The 19036-nt window shown below is 62.7% G+C and carries 17 protein-coding genes and 1 pseudogene; 16 read left to right on the top strand and 2 right to left on the bottom strand.

Features of this window, described 5'->3' with window-relative positions:
- The first annotated feature begins 18 nt into the window (after positions 1 to 18).
- From EWH12_RS14055 to EWH12_RS14015, 9 genes are read left to right on the top strand one after another with little or no spacing between them, the layout of a single operon-like run.
- The gene (locus tag EWH12_RS14055) at positions 19 to 1371 is read left to right on the top strand and encodes an SRPBCC family protein (RefSeq protein WP_129927016.1); all 1353 of its coding nucleotides are present in this window, start codon (positions 19 to 21) and stop codon (positions 1369 to 1371) included.
- Positions 1368 to 1883 (top strand): benzoate 1,2-dioxygenase small subunit, encoded by a 516-nt coding sequence (gene benB, locus EWH12_RS14050; RefSeq protein WP_129926987.1) that lies wholly within the window; start codon positions 1368 to 1370, stop codon positions 1881 to 1883. Before EWH12_RS14055 ends, benB begins: the two co-directional genes overlap by 4 nt.
- 10 nt (positions 1884 to 1893) lie before the next feature.
- Positions 1894 to 2679, top strand: coding sequence for a benzoate diol dehydrogenase BenD (benD, locus tag EWH12_RS14045; RefSeq protein WP_129927015.1), 786 nt, complete (start codon positions 1894 to 1896; stop codon positions 2677 to 2679).
- A gap of 39 nt (positions 2680 to 2718) precedes the next feature.
- Complete coding sequence (locus tag EWH12_RS14040; protein ID WP_129926986.1) at positions 2719 to 3426, top strand: CoA transferase subunit A; 708 nt, start codon at positions 2719 to 2721, stop codon at positions 3424 to 3426.
- On the top strand, positions 3426 to 4073 hold the full coding sequence (locus EWH12_RS14035) for a 3-oxoacid CoA-transferase subunit B (RefSeq protein WP_129926985.1): 648 nt from the start codon (positions 3426 to 3428) through the stop codon (positions 4071 to 4073). The genes EWH12_RS14040 and EWH12_RS14035 overlap by 1 nt, the downstream gene beginning before the upstream one ends.
- 15 nt (positions 4074 to 4088) lie before the next feature.
- The gene (locus EWH12_RS14030; RefSeq protein ID WP_066602518.1) at positions 4089 to 4406 is read left to right on the top strand and encodes a 2Fe-2S iron-sulfur cluster-binding protein; all 318 of its coding nucleotides are present in this window, start codon (positions 4089 to 4091) and stop codon (positions 4404 to 4406) included.
- A 2-nt stretch (positions 4407 to 4408) separates the two neighbouring features.
- A complete protein-coding gene (gene pcaD / locus EWH12_RS14025) occupies positions 4409 to 5179 on the top strand; it encodes a 3-oxoadipate enol-lactonase (protein WP_129926984.1) in 771 nt (256 codons plus the stop codon).
- A 5-nt stretch (positions 5180 to 5184) separates the two neighbouring features.
- Positions 5185 to 6390 carry a 3-oxoadipyl-CoA thiolase gene (gene pcaF, locus EWH12_RS14020; RefSeq protein ID WP_129926983.1) on the top strand — a complete coding sequence of 402 codons (1206 nt, stop codon included), beginning with the start codon at positions 5185 to 5187 and terminating at the stop codon, positions 6388 to 6390.
- 5 nt (positions 6391 to 6395) lie between these two features.
- A complete protein-coding gene (locus EWH12_RS14015) occupies positions 6396 to 7097 on the top strand; it encodes an alpha/beta fold hydrolase (protein WP_129926982.1) in 702 nt (233 codons plus the stop codon).
- Between the two features lie 262 nt (positions 7098 to 7359).
- On the opposite strand, the gene EWH12_RS14010 is transcribed toward EWH12_RS14015, so the two are convergent.
- Entirely contained in the window at positions 7360 to 8775 is a 1416-nt protein-coding gene (locus EWH12_RS14010) for a helix-turn-helix domain-containing protein (protein WP_066602508.1), read from the bottom strand.
- Between the two features lie 125 nt (positions 8776 to 8900).
- Between EWH12_RS14010 and EWH12_RS14005 the strand changes: the two genes are divergently transcribed.
- The 7 genes from EWH12_RS14005 (at position 8901) to EWH12_RS13975 (ending at position 18641) form a co-directional block, all read left to right on the top strand.
- Positions 8901 to 10433 carry an acyl-CoA carboxylase subunit beta gene (locus EWH12_RS14005; protein WP_129926981.1) on the top strand — a complete coding sequence of 511 codons (1533 nt, stop codon included), beginning with the start codon at positions 8901 to 8903 and terminating at the stop codon, positions 10431 to 10433.
- Positions 10434 to 10547: 114 nt separating this feature from the next.
- Entirely contained in the window at positions 10548 to 10985 is a 438-nt protein-coding gene (gene mce / locus EWH12_RS14000; protein ID WP_066602502.1) for a methylmalonyl-CoA epimerase, read from the top strand.
- Between the two features lie 157 nt (positions 10986 to 11142).
- Entirely contained in the window at positions 11143 to 13296 is a 2154-nt protein-coding gene (scpA, locus tag EWH12_RS13995; protein ID WP_066602499.1) for a methylmalonyl-CoA mutase, read from the top strand.
- On the top strand, positions 13296 to 14309 hold the full coding sequence (gene bioB, locus EWH12_RS13990; RefSeq protein WP_066602496.1) for a biotin synthase BioB: 1014 nt from the start codon (positions 13296 to 13298) through the stop codon (positions 14307 to 14309). Before scpA ends, bioB begins: the two co-directional genes overlap by 1 nt.
- A gap of 193 nt (positions 14310 to 14502) precedes the next feature.
- Complete coding sequence (locus tag EWH12_RS13985; protein ID WP_066602493.1) at positions 14503 to 16503, top strand: acetyl-CoA carboxylase biotin carboxylase subunit; 2001 nt, start codon at positions 14503 to 14505, stop codon at positions 16501 to 16503.
- A gap of 96 nt (positions 16504 to 16599) precedes the next feature.
- Complete coding sequence (locus EWH12_RS13980) at positions 16600 to 16971, top strand: tRNA-binding protein (protein ID WP_129926980.1); 372 nt, start codon at positions 16600 to 16602, stop codon at positions 16969 to 16971.
- A gap of 80 nt (positions 16972 to 17051) precedes the next feature.
- A complete protein-coding gene (locus EWH12_RS13975) occupies positions 17052 to 18641 on the top strand; it encodes an MFS transporter (protein WP_066605331.1) in 1590 nt (529 codons plus the stop codon).
- Between the two features lie 16 nt (positions 18642 to 18657).
- Here EWH12_RS13975 and EWH12_RS13970 read toward each other — a convergent pair.
- Positions 18658 to 18810, bottom strand: a pseudogene (locus tag EWH12_RS13970) (IS5-like element IS711 family transposase); the annotation flags it as partial.
- Positions 18811 to 19036 lie beyond the last annotated feature (226 nt).

Genomic DNA, 19036 nt, shown 5'->3' with positions numbered 1-19036 from the left:
AGGATGATGACCAGCCCCATGGCGTTCCTGCGCGACCGTGTTGAAACCGCGGTCGTGGACGATCCGGAAACCGGCATTTTCCGCTGCCGCCGCGACGTCTTCACCGACCCCGAACTGTTCGATCTTGAGATGAAATATATCTTCGAGAGCAACTGGGTCTATCTGGCCCATGAAAGCCAGGTCGAGAAGAAGAACGACTATTTCACCACCTGGATCGGTCACACCCCGGTGATCCTGACGCGGGCCAAGGATGGCGGCCTCAATTGCGTGGTCAACGCCTGCGCGCATCGCGGGGCAAAGCTGTGCCGCCGGAAGCGGGGCAACCAGCCCCTGTTCGTGTGCCCCTTCCACGGCTGGAGCTTCAAGACCGACGGTAAGCTGCTCAAGGCCAAGGACGCCAGCACCGGGGCTTATCCTGACAGTTTCGACCATGAGGGGTCGCACGACCTGACCAAGGTGCGGGTGGAAAGCTATCGCGGCTTCATCTTCGGGTCGCTCAATCATGATGTCCTGCCGCTGGATGATCATCTGGGCGAGGCCAAGGTCATCATCGACCAGATGGTCGACCAGGCGCCCGAAGGGCTGGAGGTGCTGACCGGCAATTCGACCTACACCTTCCATGGCAACTGGAAGATGCAGATGGAAAATGGCTGCGACGGCTATCATGTCAGCTCGGTCCATGAAAATTACCAGTCGACCATGGGCCGCCGCGCCGAAGGCGGTACCAAGGCGGTCGACGCGAATGGCTGGTCGAAGGCGCCGACGAGTGGTGTCTATGGCTTCGAACATGGCCATATCCTGCTCTGGACGCAGGTGCTGAACCCTGAAGTGCGCCCGGTCTGGGATCTCAAGGACGATCTCGTCGATCGCCTGGGCGCGGACAAGGCGAAATTCATCCTGGAACAGACGCGCAACCTGGCGCTCTATCCCAATGTATTCCTGATGGACCAGTTTTCCACGCAGATCCGCGTGGTGCGGCCGATCGACGTACATACCACCGAAGTCACCATCTATTGCTACGCGCCCAAGGGTGAAAGCGCGCAGGTGCGGGCGCATCGCATCCGCCAATATGAGGATTTCTTCAACGTCACCGGCATGGGCACGCCCGACGATCTGGAGGAATTTCGCAGCTGTCAGTCGGCCTATGAGGGTGCGGGCGAATTGTGGAACGACCTGAGCCGCGGCGCGACCCGCTGGATCGCGGGGCCGGACGCCAATGCGACCGCGATGGGCATGAACCCGCTGCTGTCGAGCGAACGCAGCGAAGATGAAGGCCTGTTCGTGCGCCAGCATGAATTCTGGGCGCAGATCATGCTCGACGGCATGGCCAAGGATGAAGGTGCGGCACCGATGATGGAGGCAGCGGAATGACACTGGTTCTCGACAAGGAGCGCGCTGCGCTGTCCTATCAGGACATCTGCGCCTTCCTGTATCGCGAGGCACGATTGCTCGACGATCGCGAGCTTGATGAATGGCTGGACTGCTATTCGGAGCAGTGCGAATATTGGATGCCTGCCTGGACCGACGACGATACGCTGACCACCGACCCGCACAGCGAAATATCGCTGATCTATTATGGCAATCGCAAGGGACTGGAAGACCGCGTATATCGGTTGAAGACCGAGCGGTCGTCGGCCAGCACGCCCGAAGCGCGCACTTCGCATTTCATCGCCAATATCGAGGTCATGGAAACGCGCGCGGATGCGATCGACCTGCGCTACAACTGGCATACGTTGAGCCACCGCTACCAGCAGACGCAGCAGTTTTTCGGGACGACGTTCGTAACGCTCGATACCGCTGCCGGAACGCCGAAAATCCTGAAGAAAAAGATCGTCTTGAAGGATGATTATATTCACCAGGTGATCGACGTCTATCATGTCTGAGGGCCGATCGATGATTTTCCACGGACGTTTCGCGAACAAGGTGATGGTCGTGACCGGCGCGGCGCAGGGCATCGGCGCGGGCGTGGCGACCCGCGCGGCGGCGGAAGGCGCCCATGTCGTGCTGGCCGACCGGGCCGAATTCGTGACCGAGGTCGCCCAGGCCATCGTCGTTGGGGGTGGCAAGGCGGTTGCGGTTCAATGCGACCTTGAAACCTATGCGGGTGCGGCGCAGGCTATGGCGGGTGCGATCGACGCTTTCGGGCGCATCGACATACTGATCAACAATGTCGGCGGGGCGATCCGTATGCGGCCCTATGCCGCTTTCGCGCCGGAACAAATTGACGCGGAAATTCGCCGGTCGCTGATGCCTACGCTCTATTGCTGTCATGCGGCATTACCTACCATGCTGGATCAGGGCGCCGGCACCATCGTCAACCTCTCCTCCAACGCCACGCGCGGCATTCGCCGGGTGCCCTATTCGGCGGCGAAGGGCGGCATTAATGGCCTGACCCAGGCGCTGGCGATGGAATATGCGCAAAGCGGGATCCGCGTCGTCGCCACGGCGCCGGGCGGGACGCAGGCGCCGCCGCGTCGCGTGCCGCGCAATGCGCAGGGCGACACCGCGCAGGAGCAGGCGTGGATGGCCGAGGCGGTGGATCAGGTGACGGCGTCGGCGTTCATGAAGCGCTACGGCACGCTGGACGAGCAGATCGCACCCATCCTGTTCCTCGCATCGGCCGAGGCCAGCTACATCACCGGATCGGTTCTGCCCGTCGCCGGAGGCGACATAGGGTAAAAATCCGCGGGTGGGGATATCGGTTGAAGGACCAGTAACATGCAGAAAATATATGACAGTCCCATGGCGGCCCTGGACGGCCTGCTGTTCGACGGCATGACGATCATGTCGGGGGGCTTTGGCCTGTCGGGCAATCCCGAAAGCCTGATCCCGGAAATCCGCGCCAGCGGCGTGAAGGGCCTGACCGTCATTTCCAACAATGCGGGCGCGGACGGATTTGGTCTGTGGATGCTGCTGGAAAGCCGCCAGGTTAAAAAGATGATCTCCTCCTATGTGGGGGAGAATAAGCTGTTCGAAAGCCAGTATCTGTCGGGCGAACTGGACCTGGAATTGAACCCGCAGGGCACGCTGGCCGAGCGTATCCGGGCGGGTGGCGCGGGCATCCCGGCCTTCTACACCAAGACCGGCGTGGGCACGGTCGTCGCAGAGGGGAAGCCGGTCGAGACTTTCGAGGGCGAGGATTATGTGCGCGAAACCTGGCTGCGCGCGGATCTTTCGATTATCAAGGCATGGCGGGCCGACCCGGCGGGGAACCTGATGTTCCGCAAGACCGCGCGCAATTTCAACCCGAACATGGCGACCGCTGGCAAGGTGACGGTGGTCGAGGTCGAGGAAATCGTGCCCGCTGGCAGCTTCGATCCAGACGCCGTCCACACGCCTGGCATCTATGTGGACCGTATCGTGCTGAGCACGATCAACGAGAAGCGGATCGAGAAGTTGACCCTGCGCGAAAGGGAGGCCGCATAATGGGCTGGACCCGCGACCAGATGGCGGCGCGCGCGGCGCAGGAACTGCGCGACGGCTATTATGTCAACCTGGGCATCGGAATCCCTACGCTCTTGGCCAATCATGTGCCCGATGGCGTCAACGTCACGCTGCAGAGCGAGAATGGCATGTTGGGGATCGGGCCGTTTCCCTATGCGGATGAGGCCGATCCCGACCTGATCAATGCGGGCAAGCAGACCATTACCGCGCTGCCGACATCCAGCTTCTTCTCCTCCGCCGACAGTTTCGCGATGATCCGCGGCGGCCATATCGACATGGCGGTGCTGGGCGCGATGGAAGTGGCCGCCAATGGTGACCTGGCCAACTGGACCATACCGGGCAAGATGGTGAAGGGCATGGGCGGTGCGATGGATCTTGTCGCGGGGGTCAAGCGCGTGGTCGTGGTGATGGACCATGTGTCGAAAAATGGCAGCCCCAAGATCCTGCCGACCTGCTCGTTGCCGCTGACCGGCAAGGCGGTGGTCGACCTGATCATCACCGACCTTGCCGTGATCGCGGTCGATCGTGCGCGGGGCGGGCTGACGCTTGTCGAACTCGCGCCCGGCGTCAGTAAAGCCGAAGTGATCGCAAAGACCGGCGCCCCGCTCGTGGCGCTTGAAGCCGCCTAAGACAGGATTTTTGACGTGCCAAAGCTGATCGTCGTCGACCGTTCGGGAGACGAAAAGACTATCGATGCGGGCGAGGGCATTTCCGTAATGGAAGCCATCCGCGACAATGGTGTCGATGAATTGCTTGCTCTGTGCGGGGGCTGTTGTTCCTGCGCGACCTGCCATGTTTTCGTGGAGGAGGACTGGCGCGGCCCGGTCGGCGCGGCGATCGGGGACGAGGATGACCTGCTCGATTCCTCCGACCATCGTGCGGCAGGGTCGCGCCTGTCCTGCCAGATCATGATGACCGCCAACCTCGACGGCCTGCGCGTCGCCATCGCGCCGGAGGATTGACTATGGCATTCACCCAGCGTCCCGGCGCCAGTCTCTACTGGAAGCGCGACGGGCGGGATGATGCCCCCGCGCTGGTCCTGCTCAATTCCATCGGCACCGGCATGGATTTGTGGGACGCGCTGCTGCCCCGCCTGCGCGCACATTTCGCCGTGTTGCGCCTCGACACGCGCGGTCATGGCGCCTCGACCGCCGATCCGGGCGACTATGCGATGGCGATGCTGGCCGACGATGTGCTGGCGGTCGCGGACGCCGCCGGGATCGAGCGATTCTCGATCGCTGGCGTCTCGCTGGGCGGGATGATCGGCATGGAAGCGGCGTTGCGTGCACCCGCGCGGGTCGAAAGGCTGCTACCCATCTGCACCTCCGCGACGATGGACGCAGCGTCGTGGAACGACCGCATCGCCAAGGTGCGGACTGAGGGTATGGCGGCCATTGCCGACCTCGCCATGGGACGTTTCCTGTCCGACGCCGCCGAACCCGCCATCTATGACGCCGTTCGCCGCCAGCTTTTGACCATGAACGCGCAGGGCTATGCCGGTTGCGGCGCGGCGATCCGCGACATGGACCTGGCCGACCGGATCGGCGGTATCACCTGCCCGACATTGATCGTCACGGGCGCCCGCGACACATCGACGCCCTTTACGGGGCATGGCGAGCATCTGCTCGCACGCATCCCCGGCGCGACGCATGTCGCGCTGGAAGCCGCACATCTGGCCCCGCTCGAAGCGCCTGACGCGCTGGCGGGCGCCATCCTCTCTTTCCTGGAAAGCTGACATATATGGCCCACGCCTTCATCTGCGACGCCATCCGCACGCCGATCGGCAAGCTCAATGGATCGCTCGCCACCGTGCGGGCCGACGATCTGGCCGCGCTGCCGCTTAAGGCGTTGATGGAGCGCAATGCCGGGGCCGACTGGTCGGCGCTCGACGACGTCATTCTGGGCTGCGCCAATCAGGCGGGCGAGGATAATCGCAACGTCGCGCGCATGGCGGTCCTGCTGGCGGGAATGCCCGATGGCGCGCCGGCCGTTACCGTCAACCGCCTGTGCAGTTCCGGCCTCAATGCCCTGGGCATGGCGGCGCAGGCGATCCGCAGCGGCGACGCCGACTTCATGATTGCCGGCGGGGTGGAGAGCATGACGCGCGCACCCTATGTTCTGGGCAAGGCCGGCAGCGCCTTTGGCCGCGACCAGAAGATCGAGGATACGACGCTGGGCTGGCGCTTCGTCAATCCCGCGATGAAGGCCGCCTATGGTGTCGACACCATGCCGCAGACGGGCGAAAATGTCGCCGAACAATGGCAGGTGAGCCGCGAGGAGCAGGATCGTTTCGCGCTGGCCAGCCAGGAAAAGGCGGCGCGCGCGCAGGCGAGCGGCCGCTTCAGCGCTGAAATCGTCTCGGTTTCCATTCCCCAGCGCAAGGGTGATCCGCTCCTGTTCGACGCGGACGAGCATTTGCGCGCGACCAGCCTGGAGGCGCTGGCGAAGCTCAAGCCGGTGGTGAAGCCGGACGGTACGGTGACGGCGGGCAATGCGTCGGGCCTGAACGACGGCGCTGCGGCGATGCTGGTCGCATCGGAAGCGGCAGCGGCTGCGCACGGACTGACGCCGCGCGCCCGCGTCATCGGCATGGCGGCGGCCGGTATCGCGCCCCGGATCATGGGCGCTGGCCCGATCGAGGCGGCGCGCAAGCTGCTGACGCGCACCGGCCTTGCCATCGACCAGATCGACGTGATCGAACTCAACGAAGCCTTCGCCAGCCAGGCGATCGCCACGCTGCGCGACCTGGGCGTCGATCCATTCGACCCGCGCGTCAATCCCAATGGCGGCGCCATCGCGCTCGGTCATCCGCTGGGCATGTCGGGCGCGCGCGTCGCTCTGTCGGCGGTGGAGGAATTGCAGCGGACCGGCGGGCGCTATGCCCTGGCCTTCATGTGCATCGGCGTGGGGCAGGGCCTCGCGCTGTTGGTTGAAAATATGAGGTGAACGACATGGTCGGTTTTGAACGTCTCACTTTCTTGCCTGGCCTCCTGTGCGATGGCCGGATATTTTCGCCGCAACAGGCCCGTTTCGACGGCGCGCTGGTGATCGATGGATTTGGCGCGCGGCGCTCGATCGAGGAAATGGCCAGGCACGTCATCGACGTTGCGCCACCGCGCATGGCGCTAATTGGTCATTCGATGGGGGCGCGGGTCGCGCTGGAAGTCTATCGCGCCGTGCCTGAACGGGTGGAACGGCTCGCGTTGGTCAGCACGGGTATTCACGGGGTGCAGCCGGGCGAAGCAGCCAAGCGTCATGCCTTGCTTGAGCTGGGGCGAAGTGCGGGAATGGCAGCGTTGGTGGATCGCTGGCTCCCACCGATGGTAGCGTCGGGGCGCGTCACCGATCAGGCACTTATGACGCCACTTCGTACGATGGCGATCGACCAGGGCGTGCCGGTTTTCGATGCCCAGATCCAGGCGCTGCTCGCACGCCCGGAGGTCGAATCTCTCCTGCCAACGATACACTGCCCGGTGCTCGTTGCGGTCGGCAGCGACGATGTGTGGAGCCCGCCCACCCAACATCGCGATATTGCAGGCAAGATATCGGGATCGACTCTCCGCATTGTCGCGGGCGCAGGCCATATGCTTCCCGTGGAGGCTGGGGACGCGCTGAACCTGGCTATCGAGGAATGGCTCGCATTGCCTATGTGAATCCTGCCGCTAACGCGATCGTGAACGATTGGAAAACTGATGGTGCATATTTTGGAAAATGGGCGGGGCTATGGCGCTGACGATCTGCGCGATATTCCGGGAACGCAACATTTTCTGGCAACTCGCGAGGATTTGGCATTTTGAATGTCGAGCCTGCCGTTATGCTTGGTCCGCAATTTCACATGCGCCAGTCTTTGATCCCTCATCGTGGGGGGCTACATAGGATATTCTATTTGGGATATGCAGTTAGATAATTACCTTCTCACCCGATCCAATAAGGCACGATCTGGCGGTTGTCCGGGTCCACATGGATCGGTCGGTCCGCAGGCGGGAAGGCGCGCTGGTCGCAGCTTTGGCGGGGGCAGAGGCGGCAGGTGATGCCGATGGGGGTGGCGGCGCCTTCCTCCTGTAAATGCAGGCCGTCGGCATAGACGAAGTTGGCGGCGTGGGCGACTTCGCAGCCCAGCACCACGGCGTAGCGGCGCGGGGTGCGCTTGTAGCTACCCGAAGGCTTCACCAGCCCCTTCGCCATCGATACGTAGCGCACGCCGTCCGGGGTCTCGCCCAGTTGCACGTTGATGCGATCCGGCACGGCCACGGCTTCATGCACGTTCCATAGGGGGCAGGCGCCGCCGAAGCGGGCGAATTGCAGGCGGGTGGCGCTGTGCCGTTTGGTGATGTTGCCAGCCATGTCGACGCGGCAGAAGAAGAAGGGGATGCCGCGCAGGCCGGGTCGTTGCAGGGTGGACAGGCGATGGCAGGCCTGTTCGAAGCTGACGCCGAAGGTGCGGGCGAGCCGATCTATATCGTGGCGCATCGTCCGCGCCGCTTCCCGAAAGGGGGCGTAGGGCATGAGCAGCGCGCCCGCAGCGTAATTGCCCAGGCCGATCGCCAGCAGGCGGTCGGCGCCGGGAACAGGCAGCGCGGCCTTGTTGACGACATCGGCGATCACCGCCTGCCCCTCCAGCATCAGCAACTGGTGGGAGAGCATGAATTTGCGGCTTTCGGTCGGCAGCGCGGCGTTGACGAATAGGCGCTTGTCTGCGCGGGTGTAGCTGCGCAGCGAGGAGCCGGGAGTGTCGGCGATCAGCGTTTCGATGCCGTGGCGGCGGGCCAGCGCCTCCACCAACATGCCTTCGTCCAGGGATTGCCCGGCGGTGAAGCTTTCGGCCATGTCTTCGGCCAGGCAGTCGATGCTGTGGACATAGTTTCCGGCTTCGTGAAACCAGTCGCGCGCGGCTTCCCAGGGGAGGCGGGCCTGCACCTCGTGATCGTTGGCGATCGCCTCCTCGATCATGTTGATGCGTTCGTTGGCGCGCATATGGGCATTGTAGAGATCGACGTAGCGGGCGGCGAATTCGGGGAATTGCAGGTGCAGCTTCTCGATCCGCTCCGGCTCCATCTGGTTGCCGGGCAGTTCGGGATGGCCGAGCGCATATGTGAATGCGCCCAAGAGCTGCTCATCCTCGCGGCTGTCGAAACTGGCCCAGTCGGTGGGGAAGGCGCTGGCGAGCGCGGCTTTGACCTTGGCGGTCAGGGGGCGATCGTCATTTTCCATCTGCGAAAGATAGGATACGGATATGCCCAGCGCCTGCGCCATCATCGCCTGGTCCATCCGATGGTCCAGGCGCAGTTGGCGCAGGCGCGGGCCTGCGAAGATACGGTTGCCGCGTGCCATAAACCGCACCGTAATTTGCGAAGTCGTGATTTGCAATTTAGCAAATTTGCATTTGCGAAAAAAGGGAAAGCCCGCTTAGGGGTGGTTCAAGGCGGTTATTGCCGCAAATCTGGAGAGATGCCCGCATGTCGAAGCTCGCCATTATCGAACAGTTGGAAGCCAAGCGCGAAGGCGCGCGCATGGGCGGCGGCCAGCGCCGCATCGACGCGCAGCATGGGAAAGGCAAGCTGACCGCGCGCGAACGGCTGGACGTGCTGCTGGACGAGGACAGCTTCGAAGAGCTGGACATGTATGTCGAGCATAATTGCGTCGATTTCGGCATGAACGAACAGCATATTCCGGGCGATGGCGTTGTCACTGGATCGGGCACGATCAACGGCCGGCTGGTGTTTGTGTTCAGCCAGGACTTCACCGTCTATGGCGGCGCGGTGTCCGAACGGCACGCGATGAAAATCTGCAAGATCATGGACATGGCGCTAAAGGTCGGCGCGCCGGTGATTGGCCTGAACGACAGCGGCGGCGCGCGGATTCAGGAAGGCGTCGCTTCGCTCGCCGGTTATGCCGAGATTTTTCAGCGCAATGTGTTGGCCAGCGGCGTGGTGCCGCAGATCAGCGTCATTATGGGGCCATGCGCGGGCGGGGCGGTCTATTCGCCCGCGATGACCGACTTCATCTTCATGGTGAAGGACAGCAGCTTCATGTTCGTGACCGGACCCGATGTGGTCAAGACGGTGACGAACGAAGTCGTGACGCAGGAGGAGTTGGGCGGCGCGGTGACGCATACGACCAAGTCCGGCGTGGCGGACGTGGCGTTCGAGAATGATATCGAGGCGCTGCTGGCGGTGCGCGATTTCGTGGACTTCCTGCCCGCGTCCAATCGCGAGCCAGTGCCGGAGCGGCCGAGCGCGGACGCATGGGACCGGATCGAGCCGAGCCTGGATACGCTGATCCCGACCAACGCCAACCAGCCCTATGACATGCACGAGTTGATCCGCAAGGTGGTGGACGAGGGTGATTTCTTCGAAGTGCAACCCGCGCATGCCGGGAATATCCTGTGCGGGTTCGGCCGGGTCGAGGGCAAGACGGTGGGCATCATCGCCAACCAGCCGATGGTGCTGGCGGGCGTGCTGGACATTAATTCATCGAAGAAGGCGGCGCGTTTCGTGCGCTTCTGCGATGCGTTCGAAATTCCGATCGTGACCTTTGTCGATGTGCCAGGCTTCCTGCCGGGCACCGCGCAGGAACATAGCGGCATCATCAAGCATGGCGCGAAACTGCTGTTCGCCTATGCCGAGGCGACGGTGCCCAAGATCACGCTGATTACCCGCAAGGCCTATGGCGGGGCCTATGACGTCATGTCGTCCAAGCATCTGCGCGGCGATTTGAACTATGCCTGGCCGACAGCCGAGATCGCGGTGATGGGCGCGAAGGGGGCAGTGGAAATCATCTTTCGGGGCAAAACCGCGGACGAGATCGCCGAGCGGACGGCGGAATATGAAGGGCGTTTCGCCAACCCGTTCGTGGCGGCGAACAAGGGCTTCATCGATGAGGTGATCCAGCCGCATTCGACGCGGAAGAGGATTGCGCTGGGCCTGCGGAAGCTCAAGAACAAGAGCCTGGAGAATCCGTGGAAGAAGCATGACAATATTCCGCTTTAACTAAGATCCGTTATTCCCGCGAAGGCGGGGATTCATATCCGGGCCTCGCGTCTTGGGATGGGGCGGGAGATAGATTCCTGCCTTCGCGGGAATGACGAAGTTTAGGAACGCTAGATGAAACTCGGTCGTCTCAATCATATCGGTGTCGCCACGCCGTCGCTTGAAAAGAGCATCGCTTATTATCGTGACGTGATGGGCGCGACGATCGCGCATGAACCGTTCGATTTGCCCGCGCAGGGGGTGAAGGTGTGTTTTGTCGATACGCCGGGTGAGAATGGGACCGCGGGGACGCAGATCGAGTTGATCGAGCCGTTCGACGCAAGCTCTCCGATCACCGCCTTCATCGCCAAGAACCCGGCCGGGGGGCAGCATCATATGTGCTATGAAGTGGCCGATATCCATGAGGCAAAGGCGTGGTTCGAAGGCCTGGGTAAACGGGTGCTGGGCGAGCCGCGCATCGGGGCGCACGGCACGCCGATCTTCTTCGTGCATCCCAAGGATATGAACGGGGTGCTGACCGAGATTATGGAGACGCCCAAGGAGGCGCATTAGTCGTCTCGCCCCTTTGTGGGGATGCAGCAAGACTGGGGGCTGCGCAGCAGATCCTTAGTCGCAGCGGAGAGAGAGGCTCTCCAACTTCGGCTAGGCGGACAAGCCGCCAAGCCTGCGTATCCTCTCCCCCCACGGGGGGAGACAGTTGGGATGGAATATGACCGAGAAGCCGACGCTGGACCAATGGACCGCCGCTGCCGAGAAGGAAGTGAAGGGCAAGGATTTGACATGGGCGACGCCGGAAGGGATCGCCGTCAAGCCGCTCTATACCGCCGAGGACGTGACGGTCGATCCTGGCCTTCCCGGTTTTGCGCCATTCACGCGCGGGGTGAAGGCGAGCATGTATGCGGGGCGCCCCTGGACCATCCGCCAATATGCGGGCTTTTCGACGGCGGAAGCCTCCAACGCCTTTTACCATCGCAATCTGAAAGCGGGGCAGAAGGGGCTGTCGGTCGCGTTCGACCTGGCGACCCATCGCGGTTATGACAGCGACCATCCGCGCGTGACCGGCGACGTCGGCAAGGCGGGCGTGGCGATCGACACGCTGGACGACATGAAAATCCTGTTCGACGGCATTCCGCTCGATAAGATGAGCGTGTCGATGACGATGAATGGTGCGGTGATCCCGATTCTGGCCTTCTTCATCGTCGCGGGCGAGGAGCAAGGCGTCGATCGCAAGTTGCTCGACGGGACCATCCAGAACGACATCCTCAAGGAGTTCATGGTCCGCAACACCTATATCTACCCGCCCGAACCCTCAATGCGGATCATCAGCGACATTTTCGGCTATACCAGTCGCGAGATGCCCAAATTCAACAGTATCTCCATTTCCGGCTATCATATGCAGGAAGCAGGCGCGACGCAGGTGCAGGAATTGGCCTTCACCATCGCCGACGGCATGGAATATGTGAAATATGGCGTGGCGTCGGGCCTCGACATCGATAAGTTCGCAGGCCGCCTGAGCTTCTTCTTCGCGATCGGCATGAACTTCTTCATGGAGATCGCCAAACTGCGCGCCGCGCGCGTGCTGTGGCACCGGGCGATGACGGAGTTGGGCGCGAAGGACGAGCGGTCCAAGATGCTGCGCACCCATTGCCAGACGTCAGGCGTGTCGCTGACCGAGCAAGACCCGTATAATAACGTCATGCGCACCACGATCGAGGCGATGGCCGCGATGCTGGGCGGCACACAATCGTTGCACACCAACGCGCTGGATGAAGCCATTGCGCTGCCGACCGATTTTTCCGCCCGGATCGCGCGCAACACGCAGATCGTGATCCAGGAAGAAACCGGCATGACCAAGGTGGTCGATCCGCTGGGCGGCTCCTATTATGTCGAGGCGCTGACGCAGCAGTTGGTCGATGAAGCTTGGGCGATCATCGAGAAGGTCCAGGCCGATGGCGGCATGGCCAAGGCGGTCGCGGCCGGTTGGCCTAAGGCGATGATCGAGACGGCGGCGGCGGCGCGGCAGGCGCGGGTCGATCGCGGTGACGATGTGATCGTGGGCGTGAACAAATATCGCCTAGCCGCCGAAGACCTGCTCGAAACGCTCGACATCGACAATGCGGCGGTGCGCGAGGGGCAGATCGCGCGGATCAACAAGGTGAAGGCGGAGCGCGACAGCGCCCAATGCGAGGCAGCGTTGCAGGCGCTGCGCGATGGGGCAGCGGCGCCCGCGAGCCTGGAGAACAATCTCCTCGCGCTCGCCGTGGAATGCGCCCGCGCCCGCGCGACGCTGGGCGAAATTTCCGCCGCGATGGAAGAAAGCTTCCAGCGCTATGGCACGCAGCCGACGCCGGTGAAGGGCGTCTATGCCGCGCCTTACGAAGGCGACAGCCGCTGGCAACAGGTACTTGATGGCGTGCAGGCCGTCGAGCGGCGCCTCGGTCGCAAGCCCAAACTCCTCGTCGCCAAGATGGGGCAGGATGGGCACGACCGGGGCGCCAACGTCATTGCGTCGGCCTTTGGCGATCTGGGGTTCGACGTGGTGTCCGGGCCGTTGTTCCAGACGCCCGACGAAACCGTGGTGCTGGCGTTGCAGAGCGATGTCGATGTGGTGGGCGCATCGTCGCTGGCGGCGGGCCACAAGACGCTGATCCCCGAACTGATCGGCAAGCTGCGTGAGCAGGGGCGCAGCGACATCAAGGTGATCGCGGGCGGGGTCATCCCGCCGCAGGATTATGACTTCCTTCGTGACGCGGGCGTCCAGGGCATTTATGGGCCGGGTTCCAACGTCGTGGAGTGCGCGGCCGACGTGCTGCGCCTGCTCGGCCATAACATGCCCCCTGCGGGGATCGAGGAAGCCGCGTAATGAACACCCCCTCTACCCTTACTGCCCGCACCGACTGGACTCGCGCCGAAATCGCCGCGCTGTTCGACCTGCCGTTCAACGATTTGATGTTCGAGGCGCAGGCGATCCATCGCGCGAATTTTCCGCGTAACGAGGTGCAGCTTTCGACTCTGCTGTCGATCAAGACCGGCGGTTGCCCGGAGGATTGCGGCTATTGTAACCAGTCGGCGTCGGCGGAAAGCGGTTTGAAGGCCGAAAAGCTGATGAGCGTGCAGGCGGTGATGCAGGCGGCGGCGCAGGCGAAGGATGCGGGCAGCTCGCGCTTTTGCATGGGCGCTGCCTGGCGCAACCCCAAGGAGCGGGACATGCCCGCCATCGTCCAGATGGTGCAGGGCGTGCGCCAGATGGGCATGGAAACCTGCATGACGCTGGGGATGCTCAGCGAAGGGCAGGCGAAGGTGCTGGCCGACGCTGGCCTGGATTATTACAACCACAATATCGACACGTCGCCTGAACATTATGAGAAGGTGATTACCACGCGGACGTTCGATGACCGGCTGGAAACGCTGGAAAATGTCCGCAATTCGGGAATCAACGTCTGTTCCGGCGGGATCGTTGGCATGGGCGAGACGCGCGAGGACCGCGTCGGCTTCCTCCACGCGCTGGCGGTGCTGCCGGCCCATCCGCAGAGCGTGCCTATCAACGCGCTGGTGCCGGTCAAGGGCACGGTGTTGGGCGACATGCTGGCCGACACGCCGCTCGCCAAGATTGATGAGATCGAGTTTGTGCGGACGGTGGCGGTCGCGCGGATCGTGATGCCGGAGAGCATGGTGCGCCTGTCGGCTGGGCGTGAGAGCATGTCCGATAGCTGTCAGGCGCTCTGTTTCATGGCCGGCGCGAACAGCATCTTCACCGGCGACAAGCTGCTGACCACTGCCAATGCTGGCGACAATGCCGACGCGGCGCTGTTCGCCAAGCTGGGCGTCGTACCGATGCAGGCTGAAATGAAGGTCGACTTGGAGGCGGCTGAATAAGTTGATCCGCTATTTGGGGTGTTTGGCGATCGCCATCGCAATTCTGGCAGCGGTTTTTTGGATCATCGTCGAAACGGGCATGTTCATGCACGGCGACTGAAATCATCTGTTCGCTTCGAGCAAAGTCGAGAAGAAGTTCTCGACGCGATCGAACCGAACGGAGTTTAGAACTAGGACTGGGACAGGGAATAAAATGGCAATCACCAAGATCCTGATCGCGAACCGTGGCGAAATTGCGTGTCGTGTCATGCGTACGGCCAAGAAGATGGGCATCAAGACCGTCGCGGTCTATTCCGATGCCGATGCGCGCGCGCCGCATGTGCTGATGGCAGATGAAGCCGTGCATATCGGCCCGTCGCCCGCCGCGCAGTCTTATCTGATCGCCGACAAGATCATCGCGGCGTGCAAGGCGACTGGCGCGGACGCGGTCCACCCCGGCTACGGCTTCCTCTCGGAGCGCGAGAGCTTCCGCAAGGCGCTGGACGCGGAAGGCATCATCTTCGTCGGGCCGCCCGCCAATGCGATCGCGGCGATGGGCGACAAGATCGAGTCCAAGAAGCTCGCGCTTGAAGCGGGCGTGAATGTCGTTCCCGGCTACGTCGGCGTGATCGACGATACCGAACATGCCGTGCGCATCTCCAACGAGATCGGCTATCCAGTGATGATGAAGGCATCGGCTGGCGGCGGCGGCAAGGGGATGCGGCTGGCCTATAGCGAACAGGACGTGCGCGAAGGCTTTGAAGCGACCAAGCGCGAGGGGCTGAACAGCTTTGGCGACGATCGCGTGTTCATCGAAAAATTCATCGAAAGCCCGCGCCATATCGAAATTCAGGTGCTGGGCGACCAGCATGGCAATATCGTCTATCTGAACGAGCGCGAATGTTCGATCCAGCGCCGCCATCAGAAGGTGGTCGAGGAAGCGCCTTCGCCCTTCGTCAGCCCCGAAATGCGCAGGAAGATGGGCGAACAGTGCGTCGCGCTGGCCCGCGCGGTTGGCTATTTCAGCGCGGGGACGGTCGAACTGATCGTCAGCGGTGAGGACAAGACCGGGGACGGCTTCTACTTCCTGGAAATGAACACCCGGTTGCAGGTCGAGCATCCCGTTACCGAGGAGATCACCGGCGTCGATCTGGTCGAGCAGATGATCCGCGTCGCCAATGGCGAGGCGCTGTCGTTCGGGCAGGCGGACGTCAAGATCAACGGCTGGGCAATCGAGAACCGCGTCTATGCCGAAGATCCCTATCGCGGCTTCCTCCCGTCTACCGGTCGTCTGATCCGTTATAATCCGCCCGAAACCGGCGCGGACGAGAGTGGCGCGCTGATCCGTGTCGATGACGGCGTGGAGGAGGGCGGCGAAGTCTCCATGTTCTACGATCCCATGATCGCCAAGCTGATCACCTGGGCGCCGACACGGCTGGAGGCGATCGACAAGCAGATCGAGGCGCTCGACAAGTTCGAGATCGAGGGGCCAGGGCATAATATCGATTTCGTGTCGGCGTTGATGCAGCATGAGCGATTCCGGTCGGGCAATATCACCACCGGTTTCATCGCGGAGGAATATCCCGACGGATTCCAGGGCGCGCCCGCGTCGCCCGAATTGCTGGTGCGGTTGTCGGCGATCGGCGCCTTCGCGGCGATGGCGCAGGCGGATCGGGCGCGGCGGATCGACGGGCAGTTGGGCAAGCGGCTCAGCCCGCCGACCGGATGGCAAGTCAAGATCGGGGACGCGATCCATGACGTCATGATCGACGGCGACGAGGTCAGTGTGGATGGCGAAGAAATCGACATGGCGCTGGAATATACGCCTGGCGACCGGCTAATCGAGGCGGAGTTTGGCGAAGACGATCTGGCGGTGCGGATCGCGCCGGTGCGGTCTGGCTTTATGCTCACCGCGCACGGGGCCAGTCATAAGCTGCGCATCCTCCCCGCCCATGCTGCGCCCCATGCTAGCCATATGATCGAAAAGATTCCGCCAGACCTGTCGCGCTTCCTGATCTGCCCGATGCCGGGCCTACTGGTCGCGCTCCATGTGGGGGCGGGCGACAAGGTCGAGGCCGGGCAGCCGCTCGCCGTGATTGAGGCGATGAAGATGGAGAATATCCTGCGCGCGCAGAAGGCGGGGACGGTCAAGAGCGTGTCGGCCGCGCAGGGCGAAAGCCTGGCGGTGGACGCGGTGATATTGGAGATGGAATAAGGGCGCTGCGTTTTCCCGCGAAGCCGGGAATCCAGTTAACCTTTCGGACTGGATTCCCGGCTTCGCGGGAACAAGTGGCTCTGTTATGCAGCGGTCATGCATCTAACCCATGATCCCGCCGCGCCCGCCGCCGATATGATCAACTTCGAGGATTTCCTGAAGGTCGATATCCGGGTCGGCACGATCGTTTCGGCGGAGCCTTATCCCGAAGCGCGCAAGCCCGCCTTCAAGCTGTTGATCGATTTCGGTCCGGCGATCGGGCAAAAGCGGTCCAGCGCGCAGATTACCGAAAACCACGCATGGGAGGATTTGCCGGGACGGCAGGTCGCGGCCGTGGTCAACTTCCCACCGCGCCAGATCGGCAAGTTCATGTCGGAAGTGCTGACGCTGGGCTTTGCCGACGAAGCAGGCGCGGTCATGCTGTTCGCGCCGGACAGGACGGTGCCGAACGGATCGCGGCTGTTTTAATTTTCGCCGCTGGTCATACTGCGCTTGTCGAGCGGCCACACCTTTCCGCATAGAGGAGACGAATGGCGGGCGAGGGCGGGATGAGCGAAGCGGTCAGTAGCGATTATGTGATGGATGCCAAGCGGGATCGGCTGGTCATTACCGCGTCTGCGCTGGGCACCGTGTTCGAATGGTATGATTTCTATATCTACGGCGTGCTGGCGCCGATCATCGGGCGGACCTTCTTTCCCACCGACAATCCCACCGTCGAACTGCTCTATACGCTCGCGGGGTTCGCGATCGGTTTCGCCTTCCGGCCGATCGGGGCGGTGCTGTTTGGCTATCTGGGCGACCGACTGGGACGGAAATATACGTTTCTGGCGACCATCGTCCTGATGGGCCTGGCGACCGCCGGGGTCGGTTTGACGCCGTCCGCCGCGAGTATCGGCATAGCGGCGCCCATCATTCTCATTGGTTTGCGGATCGCGCAGGGGCTGGCGCTGGGCGGCGAATATGGCGGGGCGGCCATCTATGTCGCGGAACATGCGCCGCCGGGGAAGCGCGGTTTTTACACCAGCTTCATCCAGGCGGGGGTGATCGGCGGGTTCATCCTGTCGCTGATCGTCGTGGTGGGGACGCAGGCGATCGTGGGCGAGGCGGTGTGGGAGGCATGGGGCTGGCGCATTCCCTTCATCCTGTCGCTGGCGCTGCTGGCGATTTCGCTCTGGATGCGGCTGATGCTGCGCGAAAGCCCGGTGTTCCTGGCGATGAAGCAGGCGGGCGCGCAGGCGAAGAACCCGGTCAAGGAGGCCTTCACCGCGCCGGGGAACAAGAAACGGATGTTCGTCGCGATGATCGGCATCGCGGCGGGCTTTACCGTCATCGCCTATACGGTGATGTTCCAGGCGCTCTATTTCCTGCAGAACGGCCTGCATGTAGCGGCGGGGGTGGCGCAATTGCTGGTGGGCGGCAGCGCCTTCATCGGCATGGGCGCGTTCATCTTCTTTGGCTGGCTGTCCGACCGGATCGGGCGAAAGAAGCCGATCGTGATCGGCTATGCGCTGGTGCTGCTGCTGGCGGTGCCGCTCTATCAGTTCATGGGCGCTACCGCGAACCCGGCGCTTACGCAGGCGGCGCAGCGCGCGCCGGTGGTGGTGAGCGGTCCCGATTGCCGGTTCGATCCCTTTGCCAAGGTGCAGCCGACCGCGTGCGGCAAGCTGCTCGACCATTTTTCCAAGCGCGGCATTCCCTATGACAAGCGGGATGGCGCGACGCCCGCGGTGGCGATCGGCGGCGTGGCGGTGGCCGACCTGAGCGCTGAAGGGCTGGACGCGGCGCTGGGCGCGCGGGGCTATGATTTCGGCGCGGTGACGCCGGACTGGCCGCGCGCGATGACGGTGTTCGCGGCGTTGCTGCTGCTGTGGACGCTGTCGGGAGCGACCTATGGGCCGGTGGCGGCTTTGCTGTCGGAATATTTTCCGGCTCGCATACGCTATAGTTCGTTGTCGATCCCCTATCATATCGGGACCGGCTATTTCGGCGGCTTCCTGCCGCTGGTCAGCCAATATATCGTCGCGCGGACGGGGAATCCCTATGCCGGACTATGGTATACGCTGGCGATCGTGGCGCTGGCGCTGGTGACTTGCCTGGTCGCCTTGCCGGAGACGAAGGGTCGATCGCTCGACGCTTAGGCGCTGTCTGCATTGAGCGTATCCAGATCATGGCGCATGTGAGATGGACGAAGCCCATGATGCGGCGATGGTTTTTCTCGCATCGCAGGGCGATCCTGCGTTCGAGTTTGTTGAAGAAGCATTCGAGTTGATGGCGCTCCTTGCAGAGCTTCCAATCGATGGGCGGCACACGTCTCCACGATCTCTGCGCCTCCGCGCGAGAGTCCTCCATAATGATAAACTCCTCCGACTTCAGTCGGATACAGACTTCAGCCCTGGACTCGGCTATGGTCGCGTCCGTCAATGTGGTGTAAAATCGGGTGTGGCCACTGGGCTGCATTTTCAGGCGGCCTTGGGTGTAATCTGTAGCGGCTGTGCCTCCTCGATCATTGGTGTGGCAAGGGCGGCCATGCCCT

Source organism: Sphingobium cupriresistens, from assembly GCF_004152865.1.
GTDB lineage: Bacteria > Pseudomonadota > Alphaproteobacteria > Sphingomonadales > Sphingomonadaceae > Sphingobium > Sphingobium cupriresistens.
This window is presented reverse-complemented; position numbering and strand designations above follow the sequence as displayed.